This window comes from Streptomyces sp. NPDC054975 (assembly GCF_053609105.1).
Genome location: NZ_JBSGWV010000001.1, coordinates 45,538 through 61,169 on the forward strand (window position 1 = coordinate 45,538; position 15,632 = coordinate 61,169).

The following is a 15,632-nucleotide window of genomic DNA, read 5'->3' on the forward strand; positions in this document are numbered from 1 at the left end:
CCGGATCGGTTTCGCGCCAACCGTGAGACATTGAGGCGGTGAGGATCTCAGCACGAACGGACTACGCGGTCAGGGCCATGGCGGAGCTGGCCTCTTCCCCCGACCGGCCGTTGAAGGCGGAGGACGTCGCCGGCCGGCAGGACATCCCGGTCCGCTTCCTCTTCGTCGTTCTCAGCGAGTTGCGCCAGGCCCGGCTGGTGCGGAGCGTGCGCGGCCCGGACGGCGGGTACGCCCTCGCCAGGCCGGCCGCGGAGATCACCCTGGCCGATGTGCTGCGGGCGATGGACGGGCCTTTGGTGAGCGTGCGCGACCTGAAGCTGACCGGTCTGGAGTACCGGGGTTCGGCGGCGCCCATGCCGGACGTGTGGCGCGCGGTCCGGGCGAGCCTGCGCCAGGTCCTGGAGGGGACGACCCTCGAGGACCTGGCGTCGGGCGCGCTGCCGGAGCTCGTACGGGAACGGGCGCGCGAGTACACGGACGACGTACGGACGTATCCGTAGCCCCAGGCCGTGTCCGCGGGTTCTCCGCGCGGGCGGCTACCGCCCGGGGAGCCCCAGTTCGCCGCCCCGGTAGAAGGCTTCGCTCTCCTCGACGACGTACGGAGCCATGGTCTCGCGGCGCGACCGCTCCGCCTCGGAGGACCGCCAGGCGTCGCACGCCTCCCGCGAGTCCCAGAGGGAGACGCCGGTGATCTCCTCGCCGTCCTCGGTCCAGTAGGCGTACGCCCGGTACATCCCGTCGGGGGTGGATCCGGGGCGCCATGCCTGTTCGAACTCCTGCAGGGTGCCCGGCTTGATCCTGCGCGTGGTCACCCAGACGAAGCGCTGTTCCATCGCGGCCTCCTCGGGAACGGGGAACGGTGGCGGCGCACTCTTCGACCACGGTAGGTCCGCCGGGCCGGTTCCGCCTCCGAGGCGGCTACGGACGGTGACCGGACGGCCACCAGAGCGCGGCGGTGACCGCGGTGGCCACGGCGACGGCCGTCAGGCGCGCGTAGTCGAGGGTGTCGGGCGTGTCGGTGGGCCGGTGGTAGCGGGGATTGCGGAAGTTCGCCGTGCCGGTGAGCAGGACGGCCGGAATTCCCGCGTTCCAGTACGCGGCGTGGTCGCTGCGGCCGAGGTGGTTCAGCGGGGGCGCGGCGAGGCCGGCGAGCGTGCCCCACGCGCCGTCCGGACGCGGGTCGCGGAGGGTGACGACGGGCAGCGGCGGCTCGGCCGCGCCCGCCGCCCGGCGCCAGAGGTCGGCGGCAGCAGCCGAGGAGCGCCGGTGGACGACGAGGGTGAAGTCGCCCCGCCGGTCACGGGCGCGTACGGCTCCGGCCGCGCCCCGGAAGAGGGCCCCGAAGCCCGCCGGCACCGCCTGCGTGCCGGGCGCGTCGGCGAAGCAGCCGACGGACTCCAGGCAGAGCATGCCGCAGACCCGCCGGCCGTGGCGTGCCGCGCGGGCGGCGACGCGGGCGCCGACGAAGCCGAGCTCCTCCATGTCGAAGAAGGCGAGCCGCACCGGCGGCGGCTGGGGCAGCCCGCCGAGGAGCCGGGCGACCTCCAGGAGGGCGGCGACACCGGAGGCGTTGTCGTCGGCGCCGGGACTGCCCCTGACGGTGTCCAGGTGGGCGCCGACGAGCACGGCGGGACCGTCGCCCCCGTCCGCCGGATCGGCCAGCAGGTTGGCTCCGGTGAGGCGTCGGTGCACGCGGAACCGGAGAGGGGACAGATGGCCGCCTCCGGGGCGGTCGGAGCAGCCCGGCCGCCACCGGACCTCGAACGGCCGGCGCTCGGTCCGCCAGCCCGCCTCCGCCAGCCGGTCCGCCACACGGGCCTCGGCCCGTAGCATGGCCTCGGGCGCGTGGATCCGGCTTCGCGGGCGGTCGGCGAGGAACGCGACGTCGTCCCGCAGGCGCGCCGGATCGGCCCGCCGGGTCAGCTCCCGGGCGAGGGCGGCCACGTCGGCACCTGCCTCCATGGCGTCGATGGTGGCGTACACGGCGCCGCCGCGCTCGGGCAACCACACTGGGGGTTCTGCCGTCCCTCTCCATACGACCCCTCCCACGGAAGGAACCCGGCATGGCGACGCTCGATCCGGTCACTCGGCGGCTCCTGCGGCTCTTCGCCGTCCTGGACGGCGACGGCGACGGGTACGTCACCTGGGCCGACCACCAACGCGTCGTGAAGGCGTACGCCGCCGCGTACGGGCTGGCGGCGGACGATCCCAGGATCCAGGCCCTGGAGCGGGCGTACTGGGCGCAGTGGCTCGGTCTGCTCACCCAGTCGGTGCCGGGGCGTGAGCGTCTCGACCAGGACGGTTTCGTCGCGGCGCACCGTGCGGTGGGCTACGACACGGACCGGCCCGAGATCCTGGAGAACCTCGCGGCCGCCATCTTCCGCATCATGGACACCAAGGGTGACAAGCGGGTCAGCGAGGAGGAGTTCGCCGCCTACCTCGCCGTCTGGGACGTCTCCGGCGACGAGGGCGCGGAGGCCTTCAGGCATCTGGACCTGGACCGCGACGCGTACGTCTCGCAGCGGGAGATCGCCCGGTCGCTGCGCGCGTTCCATCTCCACAACGACAACCTGAACACGCCCGGAGGCATCTTCCTCGGCGTGCGCTGACGTCTCGGCGGCCCCTGACCGTGCGCGCCCGGCCGGGGTGTGGTCGGATCGGCGCATGGACGTCACAGAGGCGAACGACGGTTCGCCGGGGCCGCAGGGTCCCGGAGAGCGGCGTCGTGCCGCGCGGCGGGCCGTCGCGAGCCGGACGGCCGATCCGGCGGAGCTGGCGGAGTTCCTGGACATACTCGATCTGCGCCCCGAGGTCGACCACCTCTACTCCGGTACGCAGTCCGGGCGCCCCCGCCGTGACGGCGAGGGGCGCCCGGGCAGGGCCTAGAAGGTCAGGTTCCAGGCGTCGATCCTTCCGGTGTCCTGGTTCGCGTTGTCGTTCACACGGAGCTTCCAGACGCCGTTCGCGACCTCGGCGGAGGCGTTGACGGTGAAGGTCTGGACGAGGTTGTCCGTACCGCCGCCGGACCGGTTGTGCAGGGTGTACACGGTGCCGTCGGGGGCGACGAGGTCGACTTTGAGGTCACCGATGTAGGTGTGCTTGATGTCCACGCCGACCTTGAGCGTGGCCGGGGCGTTGCCCGTCACGCCGCTGACCGTGATCGGGCTCTCGACGGTGGTGTTGTCGGAGACCGTGACGTCGGTGAGGTTCTCGAAGTACGCCCCGGGCGGCGGGGTGGTGCCGCTGACGGCCTTCAGCGCGTCGACCCGGCCCTCGCCGAAGAAGCTGTTGTTGGCCGTGGTGCCGGTGCACCGGCTGTCCGACGGGCAGGCCAGGTCGGTGGCCTGGACGCCCAGCTTCGTACGGATGTCCGCCGGGGTGGCGGTCGGGTTCGTGCTCGCCAGCAGCGCCGCGACGCCCGCGACGTGCGGGGAGGCCATGGAGGTGCCGCTCAGCGAGGAGTACTTGCCGCCGGGCATGGTGCTGTACACCGACTCGCCGGGCGCCGACACCTCGATGACGTTCCGTCCGAAGTTGGAGAAGGACGCCTTGGACGAGCCGTTGGTGCCGTTCGCCGCGACCGTGACCACGCCCGGCAGTTCGGCCGGGATGTCCAGGCAGTCGTTGGTGATGGTCCGGCTCACCGGGGTGGAGTCGTTGGGCGAGGAGGTGTCCGTGGTCTTGTTCGCCAGGTCGTAGTTGGCGTTGCCGGCCGCCGCGACCTGCAGCGAGCCCTTGCCCTCCGCGTACTTCTGGGCGCGGCCCACACCCTCCAGGATGGCCGCCTGATCCAGGTTGTTCGGGCAGTTGAACTGCCACGGGTCCGTGTAGTAGCTGTTGTTGGTGACCTTGAAGCCGTGGTCACCGGACCAGACGAGGCCGCAGATCGTGTTCTCCGCGAAGAACAGGGTGCTGCCCGGTTCGGCGATGCGGACCGAGGAGATCTTCACGCCCGGCGCGACGCCGATGGCGCCCTTGCCGTTCTTGGCGGCCGCGACCGTACCGGCGACGTGCGTGCCGTGGGTGTCGACGTCGCGCCAGGCCCCGGCCCGGGTGTCCGGCTTGCCGTACGCGCAGGAGACCGAGTCGGCGGCGTTGAAGTTCGGCGCCAGGTCCTGGTGCTGGTCGTCCACGCCGGTGTCCAGGATGCCGACCTTGACGGTGGGCGAGCCGGTGGTGACGGCCCAGGCCTGGTCGGCCTTGATCTGGGTCATGTCCGAGCGGACCGGCTCGGTGGTCGGAGGCGCCGACTGCGACGGGTTGCTCGGCAGCGCCGGGTTGTAGGCGTCGGCCGGCACGTCGGAGGTGCGGGTGGCGCCGACCTGCTGGACGCCGGAGACCGTGCGCATGGTCGAGGCGAAGGTGCCCGACGTCGAGTGCGCCACGACGACGCCGATGGCGTCGAAGTACGAGAAGACCGAACCGCCGTTGTTCGCGACGGCGGTTCGCACGGCCGTGGTGTCACCGGGAGCGGTGATGACCAGGTAGGCCCGGGTGCCGGCCGCCCAGGCCGCCGAAGCGGCGGGGGAGGCTGCGGCCCCGCGGAGCGCCGCGGCTGCCTCCGACGCGGCGGAGGCCGCGGTGGTCAGGGGCGCCGCCGAGGCGGACCTGGGCTCCGGGATACCGGCCGGAGCGGCCGGGGTGGCTGCGACGGGCGCGGCGAGCGCGACGACCGCTCCGAAGGCGGTGACGGCCGTGGCCGGGAGTCTCAGCCTGCTGGATATGTGGGAAAACAATGCGTCCTCCGATGGCCCGGTGACGCTGGTGGCGTCGGCCGGGCCCTGTGATGTGTGGGGTGGAGGCAAGATCCCAGAGGCCGGGGGCGGAGGGAAGCCTTCAGTCCGACAAGCCCGTTGGCGTTACACAGTGTTGACCTGGCGGTGTGCCGGTCGGGGAGGGTTTCGACGTGGTTGGGACGGTTCGTTAGGGTGGGCGCCGTGCGGGTGCTGCTGGTCGAGGACGACGAGGATCTGCGTTTCGGGGTGGCCGCCGCGCTGCGCGCCGCCGGGTTCGCGGTCGACGAGATCGCGGACCTTCCGCAGGCGGACGAGGCGCTCTTCGTCACGCCCTACGACTGCGCCGTCCTCGACCGGATGCTGCCCTCCGGGGACGCGGCCGGGTACGTCGCGGAGCTGCGCCGCCGGGGCGGCGCCGTGCCGGTGCTCTTCCTCACGGCCCGGGACACCGTCGCCGACCGGGTCGGCGGCTTCGCGAGCGGCGGCGACGACTACCTCGTCAAGCCGTTCGCGGTGCCCGAACTCGTCGCCCGGGTGGGCAGCCTGTGCCGCCAGGCTGCCGTCGTCCGGCCGCCGGTCCACCACGTCGCCGACCTGGAGATCGACACGGCGCGCCGCCAGGTCCGCCGCGCGGGAGTCCTGTTGACCCTGACCGGGCGGGAGTTCGCGGTCCTGGAGGTCCTGGCGGCCCGCGCCGACCAGGCGGTGTCACGGACCGAGCTGATCGAGAGCTGCTGGGACGAGATGGCGGAGCCGCGCTCGAACGTCCTGGAGGTCCTGGTCTCCCAACTTCGCCGCAAGCTCGGAGACCCACCGCTGATCCGCACCGTACGAGGCACCGGCTACCGACTGGCCCCACCGGGGCGCGAGTGAGCGGGCGGCCGGGCGGGGGTCGGGCGGGCGGATCGGGGCGGCGGGCGCTGACGCCCACCGGGCGGGTCCGGCGGCTGCGCCGGCGGATCACCGCGCTGTTCGCGCTCACCAGCGCCGTCGGGCTGGTCACGATGGCCGTCCTCGCCGTGCGCAGCGACGACACGCGGTGGCGCGAGCAGCTCGACCAGGCGATGAACCTCGACACCACCCAGGCGATCAGCCTGCTCACGTACGACGCGGACGACCGCCTCGACACCACCGACCTCGTCGGGACCATGGACACCGGCTGCCCGCAGCTGACGGTGCTCTCCGTCCCCAGGGACGGGTCCTCCGGCCCGGTCGTGGACTTCGCCGGTGAGCGGCCCTGTCTCGTCGGGCGCCCCGACGACGTCCGGGCCGTGGCAAGGACCGCCCTGCGCCGTGAGGAGGCCGTCGCCGTCGACGGGCGGGCGGTGGACGGGCGGCGGGTCCGGCTGTTCGCGGAGCCGTTCTTCGCGCCCGACGCCGAGGGCGAGGAGGGCCGGGACGGCGCGGTCGTCACCCTCTACGAGACCACCGAGGCGCTGGCCGACCACCGGCGGACGACCTGGCTGCTGGCGGCCGGCTGCGCGGTCCTGGTGGTGCTGTCGGCGGCGGTCGGTCATGTGCTGTCGGGGCGGGCGATCCGCCCGGCGCTGACGGCACTGGGGCAGCAGGAGGCCTTCCTCGCCGACGCGGCCCACGATCTGCGGACCCCGGTCGCCTCCCTGCGGATGCTCGCGGAGACCGCCCTGCGCGGCGACACGGACAGCACGGAGGTGCTCCGCCGGACGATGCGGCTCGCGGACACCATGGGCGGGTTGGTGGACGGGTTGCTCACGCGGGCCCGCCTGATGACGGGCGTACAGACTCTGGCGCGGGAGCCGCTGCGGCTCGACCAGTTGGTGGAGGCGGTGGTCGAGGACACCCCTGCCGAGGGTCACCGGGTGACCGTACGGACCGAGGCGACGGTCGTGGAGGCCGACCCCGATCTCGTACGCCGGGCGGTCGCGAACCTGCTCGTCAACGCCCTCACGCACGGCCACGCACCGGGCGAACCGGCCGACGTGCACATCGAGGTCGCCCGGGCGGGCCGGGAGGCGACCGTGACGGTGCGGGACGCCGGCCCGGGCCTCCCGCCGGGCGTGGCGGACGCGCTGTTCGAACGCTTCCGCAGCGGCGCGGCCTCGACGGGCCTGGGCCTCTCCATCGCCTCCTGGGTCGCCCACGCCCACCACGGCAGCCTCACGGCCACCAGCGGGGTCCTCGACACGGCCGGCGGAGGCAAAGGACCGGGCGAGCGCGGCGGGGCGCGGTTCGTCCTGCGCCTGCCCGCGGGGGCTCCTCAGGAAAAACTCAGCATCGTCCCGGGAAGCTGAGGTGTACCGCACCCAGGACCCCAGGAGTACTCCCGTGAAGCGCGCCGTTCGTTCTCGTCCCGCCCTCGTTCTGGCCGTCGCCGTTCTCGGTGTCACCGCCCTCTCCGCGTGCACGGCGTCGGCCCCCGAGGCCGACGGGCGCGGCCGGGACGTCGATCCGGCCGTGCGGGAGGAGTTGAGGGCGGTCTACACGCAGAAGCTGAAGTGGACCGGCTGCGGCGAGTTCCGGTGTGCGCGGCTGACCGTTCCGATGGACTACGCCGATCCCGGGAACGGGCGGACCTTCGAGCTGGCGGTCGCGAAGGCGGTCACCGCCGACCCGGCGCACCGGATGGGCTCGCTCGTGTTCAACCCCGGTGGTCCCGGCGGCTCCGGCGTGGACCACCTCAAGGACGGAGCCGTCGACTCCTTCGGCGCCAAGGTCCGAGAGCGCTTCGACCTCGTCTCCTTCGACCCGCGAGGCGTGGGAGCCAGTACGCCTGCCTTGACCTGTGACGACGGCAGGGACGAGAAGGAGGGGGAGGGAGCCGGCGCCCCTCGCAACGAGCATCCGCTCAACCCCCGTACCGACGCCGACCGGGAAGGCGCCCTCGCCCTCGCCAAGGCCGCCGCGGCGGAGTGCGTCGCGCGGAGCGGGGACATCCTGCGGCACGTCGGGACGCGCGACGCGGCACGCGACATGGACGTGCTCCGGGCGGCGCTCGGCGAGTCCCGGCTCACGTATCTCGGCTGGTCGTACGGGACGAGCCTCGGCACCTCCTACGCCGAGCAGTTCCCGCGCCGGGTCCGCGCGTTGGTCCTCGACGGGGCGATCGACCCGTCGCTCGACTGGCGCGCCCGCGCGCAGAGCCAGGCCGTCGGTTTCCGCCGGGCCGTGGACGACTACGCCACGTACTGCGCCGACGTCGCCGGGGCCGATGTCTGCCCGGGAGCGACGCCGGACGCGATACGCGCGGTCGTCGACAGGCTCTTCGCCCGGACGGGCCGCGCTCCGCTCCCGGTGGACGGGTCCGAGGCCGGGGCCGACGAGCGGACCCTGCTCGACGCGCTGTCGATGGCCATGTACACGCCCGAGGCCCAGTGGAAGGAGCTGTCGCAGGCGCTGACCGCCGCCGACGCCGGCGACGGTACGAAGCTCGCCGCGCTGGCGGACGGTGAGGAGACCCCCGAGCCGGAGGGCGAGGAGGAGGCCGGAAGCCCGACGCCTGCCGAGGAGGCCGTGCCCGCCGACAACGAGGACGCCGCGCTCCTCGCCGTGAACTGCGCCGACACCCCGCACCCCCGCGTCGCCCAGCCGTACTGGGACGCCCTCGCGCCGGCCGACAGGGCGGCGGGCCCGTACGGCACCACGAGCGTCCTCGACGCCATGACGTGCAAGGACCTGCCGGCGGCTGCGGGGCAGCCGCACCGCGTCCGCGCCGAGGGCGTGCCGCCGGTCCTCGTGGTCGGCACCACGGGCGCCCCGGCGACGCCGTACGAGGAGTCCGAGAGCCTCGCCGCGCAGCTGCCCGGCGGGATGCTGCTGACGTACGAGGGCGTGGGCCACACGGCGTACGGCCGGGGCGGCGCGTGTGTGACGGACGCGGTCGACGCCTACCTCGTCTCGCTGAAGCCGGTCCGCGCCGGGGCGACCTGTCAGTAGAGCCGAGGCGACATGACCTGGGGCTCGGCGCCCGGCACCTCGAGGACGCAGCGGGGGATGCCCGGTCCGGCGGCGGCCCGGACCGTCGCCGGGGTCGGCGGATCGGTCGGCAGTTCGATGTGCACGGTCACCGGGCGGTCGGCGGCGGTCGTCGCGTACCCCGTCTCCTTGCCGTCGACAAGGACCTCCACCACGGCCCTGTGGCCGGTCTGCACGGTGACGCTGACCGAGTGCCCCGCGTGGTCGATGTGGAAATGGTGGCGTCGTCTCATGGGGTCGCCTCCGACCAGGTCGCCGTCACGCCGCCCCTCGCTCCAGCGTACGCATCCGGCACTCCGGCGGCCTCCAGTGCTCACGGGCGTCATCACCCGAACAGCCGCCCTCCGGGCGTGCAACCCGCCCTCGGTCGGGTGCACTGGAAGAGCAAGCGTCCGCCGAGCATGGAGACGACCAATGTACGAAATGCACGTCGGCATAGCGCCCCGGGACGGGGTCTTCGTCTGGCACGTGGCCGCCATCGGCAAGGCGATCGCCCTCTGCGGGCAGTCGCTCCACGAGGAGCCGCTCGAGGAGCGCGAAAGGACCGACCGTCACTGCACCCCTTGTATGAGTTCTTTCCAGGAGCTGATGAACGACCGGCGGTGACTGCCGGAATTTCCGATGTGCCCGAAGCACCACCCCCCCCTCAGACCCCCAGTCGGTCGTAGAACGCCGACAGCCTCGGCCGCCGCTCGGCGCGTTCTCGCGAGTGGCGGTCGAGTTCTTCCATCAGTCGGCGCCCGCGGTGTTCGAGGTCCAGTTCGTCGAGGATCCGGTCGATCTCGGCGAGCAGCGCTCCGTACAGCTGCCACTGGCGGGGGTCGCGCTGGACGACGTCGAGCAGCAGCTCCGCCGCGTGGTCGCGGACCGCGCGGGCCGCGCGGAGTTCGCCGGCGAGCCGCTCCTCGGCGGCGTCGGCGTCGGCGCTGACGTGCGTGGAGACGAGGACGGCGAAGCTCACGAGGGTGTCGGCGACCCGGGCCAGGAGGTCTTCGAGCGCCAACGCGACGTCCTTCGGGAAGAGGTCGGTCTCCGCGCGCTCCTTCGCGAGGTCGGTCAGGGTCCTCGCCAGGACGCGCAGGACGACGGCGCAGATCTCCAGGGTGTCGAGGCCGGTGCGGAGGACGATCCGGTGCAAGACCCCTTCCTTGACCCGGGGGTTGAACCGGAGGCTGTCCTCGGCCTGGCGCAGCGCCGCGTCGACGTCGGCCACGTCGTTGTCGAGACGGCGGGCCTCGTGCAGACGGGCGGCGGCCCGGCCGACGGGCATGGGGGTGGTGAGTCCCTCGCCCATCCCCAGCATGAGCAGGCGCATCCGCCGCGCCAGGCCCTCGATCGACTCCCCCGCCGTGCCGACCCAGACCGGTGGCACGAGCACGGTGTTGAACAGCAGGCCCACCACCGCGCCGATGAGGGTTTCGAGGACCCGGTCCCAGGCCGCGCTGGTGGCCTGGGTGACACCGAGGACGAGCATCGCGCTGATGGCGACCTCGGGGACGAACTCGTCGACGCGTACGAAGCGGCCCACCACCAGCGAGGCCAGGATGATCAGCCCGAGGCTCCACCAGGTGAGGCCGACCAGGGCGCTGAAGGCGATCGCGATGATGACGCCGACGACCACCGAGTTGACCCGTCGGATGCCGGTGGTGAGCGTGGAGTAGAGCGTGACCTGCACGACCAGCAGCGCGGTGAGCGGGGCGGTCAGCGGGGCGGGCTCGGAGCTCAGCCAGAGCGCGACGACATAGGAGATCGTGGCCGCGGCCGTCGACCGGACGGTCTGGACGACCGCCGGTTCCCGGCGCCGGGCCCACAAGTCGGTCACGGCTCGTCGTAGCGCAGCGCGCACGTCCCTCACCCGGTCAGGTTTTCGTACAGGCGAGGTCTTCGCATGCCCAGGTGGGCTCTTCGCATGCCGTACGTACGGCGTACGGCGGTCATGTGCGGGGACGGGCGTGCCGGAATGGCGATCTCGCCGGGGGTACGGTGGGATGAGAGCGATCACGCGTCCACGACGGATGGAATGAAGGTTGTGTCGACCTCGAGCCATGCGGTGTCCGGCGCCCCCTGTTGGGTCAGTCTCATGGCCCGCGACCTCGGCGCCGCCGAGACCTTCTACGGGGGCGTCTTCGGCTGGGAGTTCCGGCCCACCCGACTGGGTGAGGAGTTCTCCGTCGCCTTGAGCGAGGGCGCCCCGGTCGCCGGGATCGGCGCGCTGGCGCCGCGTCTCGCGGTGGCCGTCGCCTGGACCCCGTACTTCGCCGTCGACGACGCCGACCTGACGGCGTCCCGTATCCGCGAGCGCAGCGCCACGGTGGCCGTGGGGCCGCTGCGGTTCGGGACGGGGCGCGCGGCGCTCGCCTCGGACCGCGAGGGGGCCGTCTTCGGCATCTGGGAGGGCGAGGTCATCCCCGACTGGAGCGTCGGCAAGGGCGGCGCCCCGGCCTGGCTGGAGCTGCGGACCAGGAACGCCTTCGACGCGGCGATCTTCTACGCCGAGGTGCTGGACTGGGCCGGTGAGCGGCCGAACGCCTGCCAGGTCAGTTACGAGGACGACCATGTCGTCCTGAGCCATGGCGGCTCCACGGTGGCGCGGCTGCACGGGGGCGCGGTGGAGGACGCCCCCGACCCGCAGGTCAGGCCCCGCTGGCACGTGCACTTCCGGGTCCCCGACATCGACGACGCGGTCGCGGCGGCCGTCCGGCTGGGCGGTACGACCGCCTCGCCGGTCCAGCCGTCGGGCAACGGCCGGAGTGTGGCGCTGCGCGATCCCGACGGCGGACTCTTCACGGTGGCCGACAGCACGGAGTGACGGCGGCGGGCTTCGGCGGTTGCGGCGCCCGGCCGGCTCCTCTTCTGCCGTCGCTCCCCCGCCGTCACCTCTCCGCCGTCACTCCCCCGCGTGTGCCGCGCGTCGGATCGTCGCGTCGACGAGGGCGAGCGCCTGGTCGGCGGTACGGCCCGGGGCGCGGTTCCAGGGGCCGATGAGACCGGTCCATCCCTGGGCGCGCAGTTCGGTGACCAACCAGGCGGCGGAGCGGTTCATGGTGTCGGCGCTGCCGTGGCCGAGGCGGTGCGCGGTGAGCAGGGCGCCGCAGAGGCAGCGGGCCCCGCGCGCGTCGCGGAGCTTGTACGGCTTGTTCTGCCAGCCCCACTCGACGAGGACGCGCCGGGCATGGGCGAGGTGGGTGGAGGGGCGTACGTCGGGCTGGCCGAGACGGCGCCAGGCGTGCAGCCGGTCGGGCAGGATCGCGCCCAGCCGGCCGGGGAGCGGCCGCTCGGCGGGCGGCGGCGGGGCGAGGCCGGCGAGGGCGGTGGCGACGAGTTGGTCGACGGGGACGGAGAGCAGCCGCCGCCAGTCACCTTCGCCGGCGGCCGGCTCGTCCCAGCGGCGGACGATTTCCTGCCATACGGCGGTGTCGTGGAGTTCGACGGCCGCGCGGTCGAGGTCGTCGGGGGCGAGGGTCGGCAGGGACATGCGCGCTCCGGACTCGGCAGGGATCGATGACTCATCAGAATGTCGGCTTTGTACCGAACATTCTTGAGCGATCCAGCCAAAAGTTACCAATTGGTATGCCGTGACTTCCCATGCGGCCAGCAGTAGAACTCGTTCCCATTCCCCCGACAGTGAGGGCCTCTCATGGCTGTTACACGCCGTGGATTCATCACGGGAACAGGTTCTATTCTCGGCACCCTGGCACTCCCCACACACGCCTACGCCTCAGCCACCCAGTCCCGAATCCCCGCCCTGGTCATCGGCACCGGCTACGGCGGCTCCGTCGCCGCCCTGCGGCTGGCCCAGGCGGGCGTCGACGTACGCATGGTCGAGATGGGCATGGCCTGGGACACCCCCGGCCCCGACGGAAAGATCTTCGCCAACACGACCACACCGGACCACCGGTCCTTCTGGCTGCGCACCCGCACCAAGCAGCCACTCAGCCAGTTCCTGGGCTTCCCGCTCGACAAGGACGTCCCCCGCCACACCGGGATCCTCGACGCCGAGGAGTTCGGCGGCATCACCGTCTACCAGGGCCGGGGCGTCGGCGGCGGCTCGCTGGTCAACGGCGGCATGGCGGTCACTCCGCGCCGGGAGAACTTCGGCGCGATCCTCCCGACCGTGAACGCCGCCGAGATGTACGACGTCTACTACCCGCGCGCGAACGCGGGGCTCGGCGTCAGCCAGGTCGACCCGGCCTGGTGGGAGAGCACGGCCTGCTACCAGTACGCACGGGTCGGCCGTAAGCACGCGCAGCGCTCCGGCTTCCCCTTCGTCTTCGTGCCCAACGTCTACGACTGGGAGTACATGAAGCAGGAGGCCGCCGGCACCGTCCCCACGTCGGCGCTGGCCGGCGAGGTCCTGTACGGCAACAACCACGGCAAGAAGACGCTCCAGAAGACCTATCTCGCGCAGGCCCGGGCGACCGGGCGGGTCACCGTCTCACCGCTGCACCGGGTCACATCCGTGTCCCCCGCGTCCGGCGGCGGCTACACGGTCGCCATCGACCGGCTGGACACCGCCGGGAACATCACGTCCACCGAGTCCGTCCTCGCGGACCGGGTCTTCTTCGCGGCCGGCAGCGTCGGCACCAGCAAGCTGCTGACCAAGCTGAGAGCCACCGGCGCGCTGCCCGGCCTCAACGGCGAGATCGGCAAGGGCTGGGGCGACAACGGCAACGTCATGTGCGGCCGCGCCAACCACATGTGGGACGCCACCGGCAAGCTGCAGTCGTCCATGCCCACCGCCGGCATCGACAACTGGGCCGCGGGCGGCGCGTTCGCCGAGGTGGCGCCGCTGCCCACCGGCATCGAGACGTACGCCTCGTTCTACCTCTCCATCACCAAGAACCCGCACCGCGCCGAGTTCTCCTGGAACCCCACGACCGGCCGGGTCGAGCTCAACTGGCAGACGGCCTGGAAGCAGCCGTCGATCGACGCCGCCAAGACCATCTTCGACAAGATCAACGCGAAGGAGGGGACGATCTACCGCACCGACCTGTTCGGCGCGTACAAGATCTGGGGCGACCACCTCACGTACCACCCGCTCGGCGGCGCGGTGCTGGGCCGGGCGACCGACAACTACGGCCGCCTGCACGGGCACCCGGGCCTCTACGTGATCGACGGCGCGCTGATTCCGGGCAACGCCAGCGTCAACCCGTTCGTCACCATCACCGCGCTCGCCGAACGCAACATCGAGAAGATCATCGCCACCGACCTCTGAGGTCACTGGGTGGGCAGCACACACGCGGCGTCGAGGCCGAGCACCCGGTTGAGCCGCCCGAACGACAACCACGATCCGATGCTCATCGTCAGCTCCACGATCTCGGGCTGGCTGTAGTGCGCGGTCATACGAGCCCAGAAGTCCTCGTCGAGACCGTGATGATCCAGGGCGTACCGCTCGGCGTACTCCGCGGCCAGCCGCGTACGGTCGTCGAAGGCATCGGTGGTGCGCCACTGGGTGACGGCGTCGGCGAACGACTCCTCGACCTTCTCCCCGTCGCGGTCGGTGCGCCAGTCGAGGCAGAACAGGCAGCCGTTGACCTGCGCGATCCGTAGCCGCGCGGCCTCGAACTCCCGCAGGCCCAGGGTGGTGTGGGCGTAGACGGAGAGGGAGAAGTTCGCCGCTGCCTTCCCGATCTCGGGGACGATCTCGCCCCATACGTACTCGATCGGGTGGCTGCCCTCGGGGACGTCGATCCTCATGGTCGCTTCCTTCCCAGTCTGCCCACTGCGGGGCGCAGCGGGACGTCGAGCGCGTCGTAGAGGCCGGGCTTCGCGTCCACGAGCCAGTCGACGGCGTTCACGAGCCGGCCGACGGCCGTGGCGTTCCCGCCCGCGGAGCGGTTCTCGCCCTCGTCGGTGGCCTCGACCGTGACCTCGATGCGCGGGCGGCCCTCGATGACCACGCGGTGGGCGCCCACGCCGTCGGGCGGGGTGGGCCAGTCCGGGACGCAGGAGGGGTGGATGCGGGTGACGTGTTCGATGACGATCCGGGGTTCACCGCCGACGATGCCCTGGACCTCGAACCGTACGGCGCCCTGGGTGCCGGCCTCGAAGACGCCCATCGTGCGGGTGGTCACGGTGGTGTCGAGGGGGCGCCGCGCCATGGTCTCGCGGATCTCGTCGAGTTCGACGCCGAGGGCCCGGGCCATCAGCCGGATCTGGCCGCCCCACACCATGGTGGGTATGGAGGGGGCGAGCATCAGCGGTTCGTACTCCATGGGGTGCCCCATGCCGATGAGATGGCGGACCGACTCCTCCTGCTCGTACGTGGAGTAGTCGAAGATCTCCTGGCAGCGGACGACGTCGACGGTGGAGCCGAGGCCGCTGACCAGCAGGGGCAGCACGTCGTTGCCCCAGCCGGGGTCGACGCCGGAGACGAAGAGCGAGCCACCGCCCTCGGCGACCGCGGCGAGCACCGGGTCGCGGAACTCGGGCGGGGCGCCACGGTGGTCGTAGAGCGGGTACAGCGCGGGCGTGACGACGACGGCGCCGCACCGCACGGCCCGGACGACGTCGGCGAGCGCCCCGTCGGGCCGGATGTCGCCGGAGGCGGCGTACACCACCGCCCGGGGGCGGGTGGCGAGGACGGCGTCGATGTCGTCGGTCGCCGCCACCCCGAGGGGGCGGTCGAGTCCGGCGAGCGGGCCCGCGTCACGGCCGACCTTGGCGGGGTCGTGGACGAGGACGGCGGCGAGGGCGAGCCCCGGGTGGGCGTCGACGGCCCTGATGGCCGCGCGGCCGACATTTCCGGTACCCCAGACGACGGTCGGAATCATGCGGGGAGAGTAACCTGACGGACCGTCAGTTTCTAGAGGCGGGAACGACGGCTTCTCCCTGGAGGCACCGGAGGGTGTCCGTTCTCTCGCCCGTTCCCGACTGGTCGACTCCTGGACCGGTCCCAGCCACTGACGTCTGGTCAACTTTTTGATACAGCGGAGAAGTGACGGA

The 15,632-nt window shown here is 72.5% G+C and carries 17 protein-coding genes; 9 read left to right on the forward strand and 8 right to left on the reverse strand.

Annotation, left to right across the window (positions count from 1 at the left end):
* The first annotated feature begins 38 nt into the window (after positions 1 to 38).
* The gene (locus ACWF79_RS00175) at positions 39 to 500 is read left to right on the forward strand and encodes an RrF2 family transcriptional regulator (RefSeq protein ID WP_453725758.1); all 462 of its coding nucleotides are present in this window, start codon (positions 39 to 41) and stop codon (positions 498 to 500) included.
* A gap of 36 nt (positions 501 to 536) precedes the next feature.
* On the opposite strand, the gene ACWF79_RS00180 is transcribed toward ACWF79_RS00175, so the two are convergent.
* Both ACWF79_RS00180 and ACWF79_RS00185 read right to left on the reverse strand, forming a co-directional pair.
* A complete protein-coding gene (locus ACWF79_RS00180) occupies positions 537 to 833 on the reverse strand; it encodes an antibiotic biosynthesis monooxygenase (RefSeq protein WP_453725759.1) in 297 nt (98 codons plus the stop codon).
* Positions 834 to 918: 85 nt separating this feature from the next.
* Entirely contained in the window at positions 919 to 1,962 is a 1,044-nt protein-coding gene (locus ACWF79_RS00185; RefSeq protein WP_453725760.1) for a M28 family peptidase, read from the reverse strand.
* Between the two features lie 101 nt (positions 1,963 to 2,063).
* Here ACWF79_RS00185 and ACWF79_RS00190 point away from each other — a divergent pair, with 101 nt between their 5' ends.
* Together ACWF79_RS00190 and ACWF79_RS00195 are read left to right on the forward strand one after the other, a co-directional pair.
* Complete coding sequence (locus tag ACWF79_RS00190) at positions 2,064 to 2,609, forward strand: EF-hand domain-containing protein (protein WP_453725761.1); 546 nt, start codon at positions 2,064 to 2,066, stop codon at positions 2,607 to 2,609.
* A gap of 55 nt (positions 2,610 to 2,664) precedes the next feature.
* Complete coding sequence (locus tag ACWF79_RS00195) at positions 2,665 to 2,886, forward strand: hypothetical protein (RefSeq protein ID WP_453725762.1); 222 nt, start codon at positions 2,665 to 2,667, stop codon at positions 2,884 to 2,886.
* On the opposite strand, the gene ACWF79_RS00200 is transcribed toward ACWF79_RS00195, so the two are convergent.
* Positions 2,883 to 4,712, reverse strand: a complete 1,830-nt coding sequence (locus ACWF79_RS00200) for a S8 family peptidase (protein WP_453726156.1) — start codon at positions 4,710 to 4,712, stop codon at positions 2,883 to 2,885. The genes ACWF79_RS00195 and ACWF79_RS00200 overlap by 4 nt on opposite strands.
* 231 nt (positions 4,713 to 4,943) lie before the next feature.
* Between ACWF79_RS00200 and ACWF79_RS00205 the strand changes: the two genes are divergently transcribed.
* The 3 genes from ACWF79_RS00205 to ACWF79_RS00215 are packed head-to-tail and all read left to right on the forward strand — an operon-like array spanning position 4,944 to position 8,648.
* Positions 4,944 to 5,609, forward strand: a complete 666-nt coding sequence (locus ACWF79_RS00205) for a response regulator transcription factor (RefSeq protein WP_453726157.1) — start codon at positions 4,944 to 4,946, stop codon at positions 5,607 to 5,609.
* A complete protein-coding gene (locus tag ACWF79_RS00210; protein ID WP_453725763.1) occupies positions 5,606 to 7,006 on the forward strand; it encodes a sensor histidine kinase in 1,401 nt (466 codons plus the stop codon). The genes ACWF79_RS00205 and ACWF79_RS00210 overlap by 4 nt, the downstream gene beginning before the upstream one ends.
* 34 nt (positions 7,007 to 7,040) lie before the next feature.
* A complete protein-coding gene (locus ACWF79_RS00215; protein WP_453725764.1) occupies positions 7,041 to 8,648 on the forward strand; it encodes an alpha/beta hydrolase in 1,608 nt (535 codons plus the stop codon).
* On the opposite strand, the gene ACWF79_RS00220 is transcribed toward ACWF79_RS00215, so the two are convergent.
* Positions 8,642 to 8,920 carry a hypothetical protein gene (locus tag ACWF79_RS00220; protein WP_453725765.1) on the reverse strand — a complete coding sequence of 93 codons (279 nt, stop codon included), beginning with the start codon at positions 8,918 to 8,920 and terminating at the stop codon, positions 8,642 to 8,644. The two genes, ACWF79_RS00215 and ACWF79_RS00220, sit on opposite strands and share 7 nt — an antisense overlap.
* 181 nt (positions 8,921 to 9,101) lie before the next feature.
* Here ACWF79_RS00220 and ACWF79_RS00225 point away from each other — a divergent pair, with 181 nt between their 5' ends.
* On the forward strand, positions 9,102 to 9,293 hold the full coding sequence (locus ACWF79_RS00225) for a hypothetical protein (RefSeq protein WP_453725766.1): 192 nt from the start codon (positions 9,102 to 9,104) through the stop codon (positions 9,291 to 9,293).
* Between the two features lie 40 nt (positions 9,294 to 9,333).
* On the opposite strand, the gene ACWF79_RS00230 is transcribed toward ACWF79_RS00225, so the two are convergent.
* A complete protein-coding gene (locus ACWF79_RS00230; RefSeq protein WP_453725767.1) occupies positions 9,334 to 10,509 on the reverse strand; it encodes an aromatic acid exporter family protein in 1,176 nt (391 codons plus the stop codon).
* Positions 10,510 to 10,767: 258 nt separating this feature from the next.
* Here ACWF79_RS00230 and ACWF79_RS00235 point away from each other — a divergent pair, with 258 nt between their 5' ends.
* Positions 10,768 to 11,496: a VOC family protein gene (locus ACWF79_RS00235; RefSeq protein WP_453725768.1), complete on the forward strand. Its 729-nt coding sequence runs from the start codon at positions 10,768 to 10,770 to the stop codon at positions 11,494 to 11,496.
* A gap of 78 nt (positions 11,497 to 11,574) precedes the next feature.
* Here the strand turns inward: ACWF79_RS00235 and ACWF79_RS00240 are convergent, their stop codons facing one another.
* The gene (locus tag ACWF79_RS00240) at positions 11,575 to 12,162 is read right to left on the reverse strand and encodes a DUF6197 family protein (protein WP_453725769.1); all 588 of its coding nucleotides are present in this window, start codon (positions 12,160 to 12,162) and stop codon (positions 11,575 to 11,577) included.
* A 162-nt stretch (positions 12,163 to 12,324) separates the two neighbouring features.
* Here ACWF79_RS00240 and ACWF79_RS00245 point away from each other — a divergent pair, with 162 nt between their 5' ends.
* Positions 12,325 to 13,902, forward strand: a complete 1,578-nt coding sequence (locus ACWF79_RS00245; RefSeq protein WP_453725770.1) for a GMC oxidoreductase — start codon at positions 12,325 to 12,327, stop codon at positions 13,900 to 13,902.
* Between the two features lie 2 nt (positions 13,903 to 13,904).
* Here the strand turns inward: ACWF79_RS00245 and ACWF79_RS00250 are convergent, their stop codons facing one another.
* Together ACWF79_RS00250 and ACWF79_RS00255 are read right to left on the reverse strand one after the other, a co-directional pair.
* Positions 13,905 to 14,384 (reverse strand): carboxymuconolactone decarboxylase family protein, encoded by a 480-nt coding sequence (locus tag ACWF79_RS00250; RefSeq protein WP_453725771.1) that lies wholly within the window; start codon positions 14,382 to 14,384, stop codon positions 13,905 to 13,907.
* On the reverse strand, positions 14,381 to 15,460 hold the full coding sequence (locus ACWF79_RS00255) for an NAD(P)H-dependent amine dehydrogenase family protein (RefSeq protein WP_453725772.1): 1,080 nt from the start codon (positions 15,458 to 15,460) through the stop codon (positions 14,381 to 14,383). The genes ACWF79_RS00250 and ACWF79_RS00255 overlap by 4 nt, the downstream gene beginning before the upstream one ends.
* Between the last annotated feature and the right edge of the window lie 172 nt (positions 15,461 to 15,632).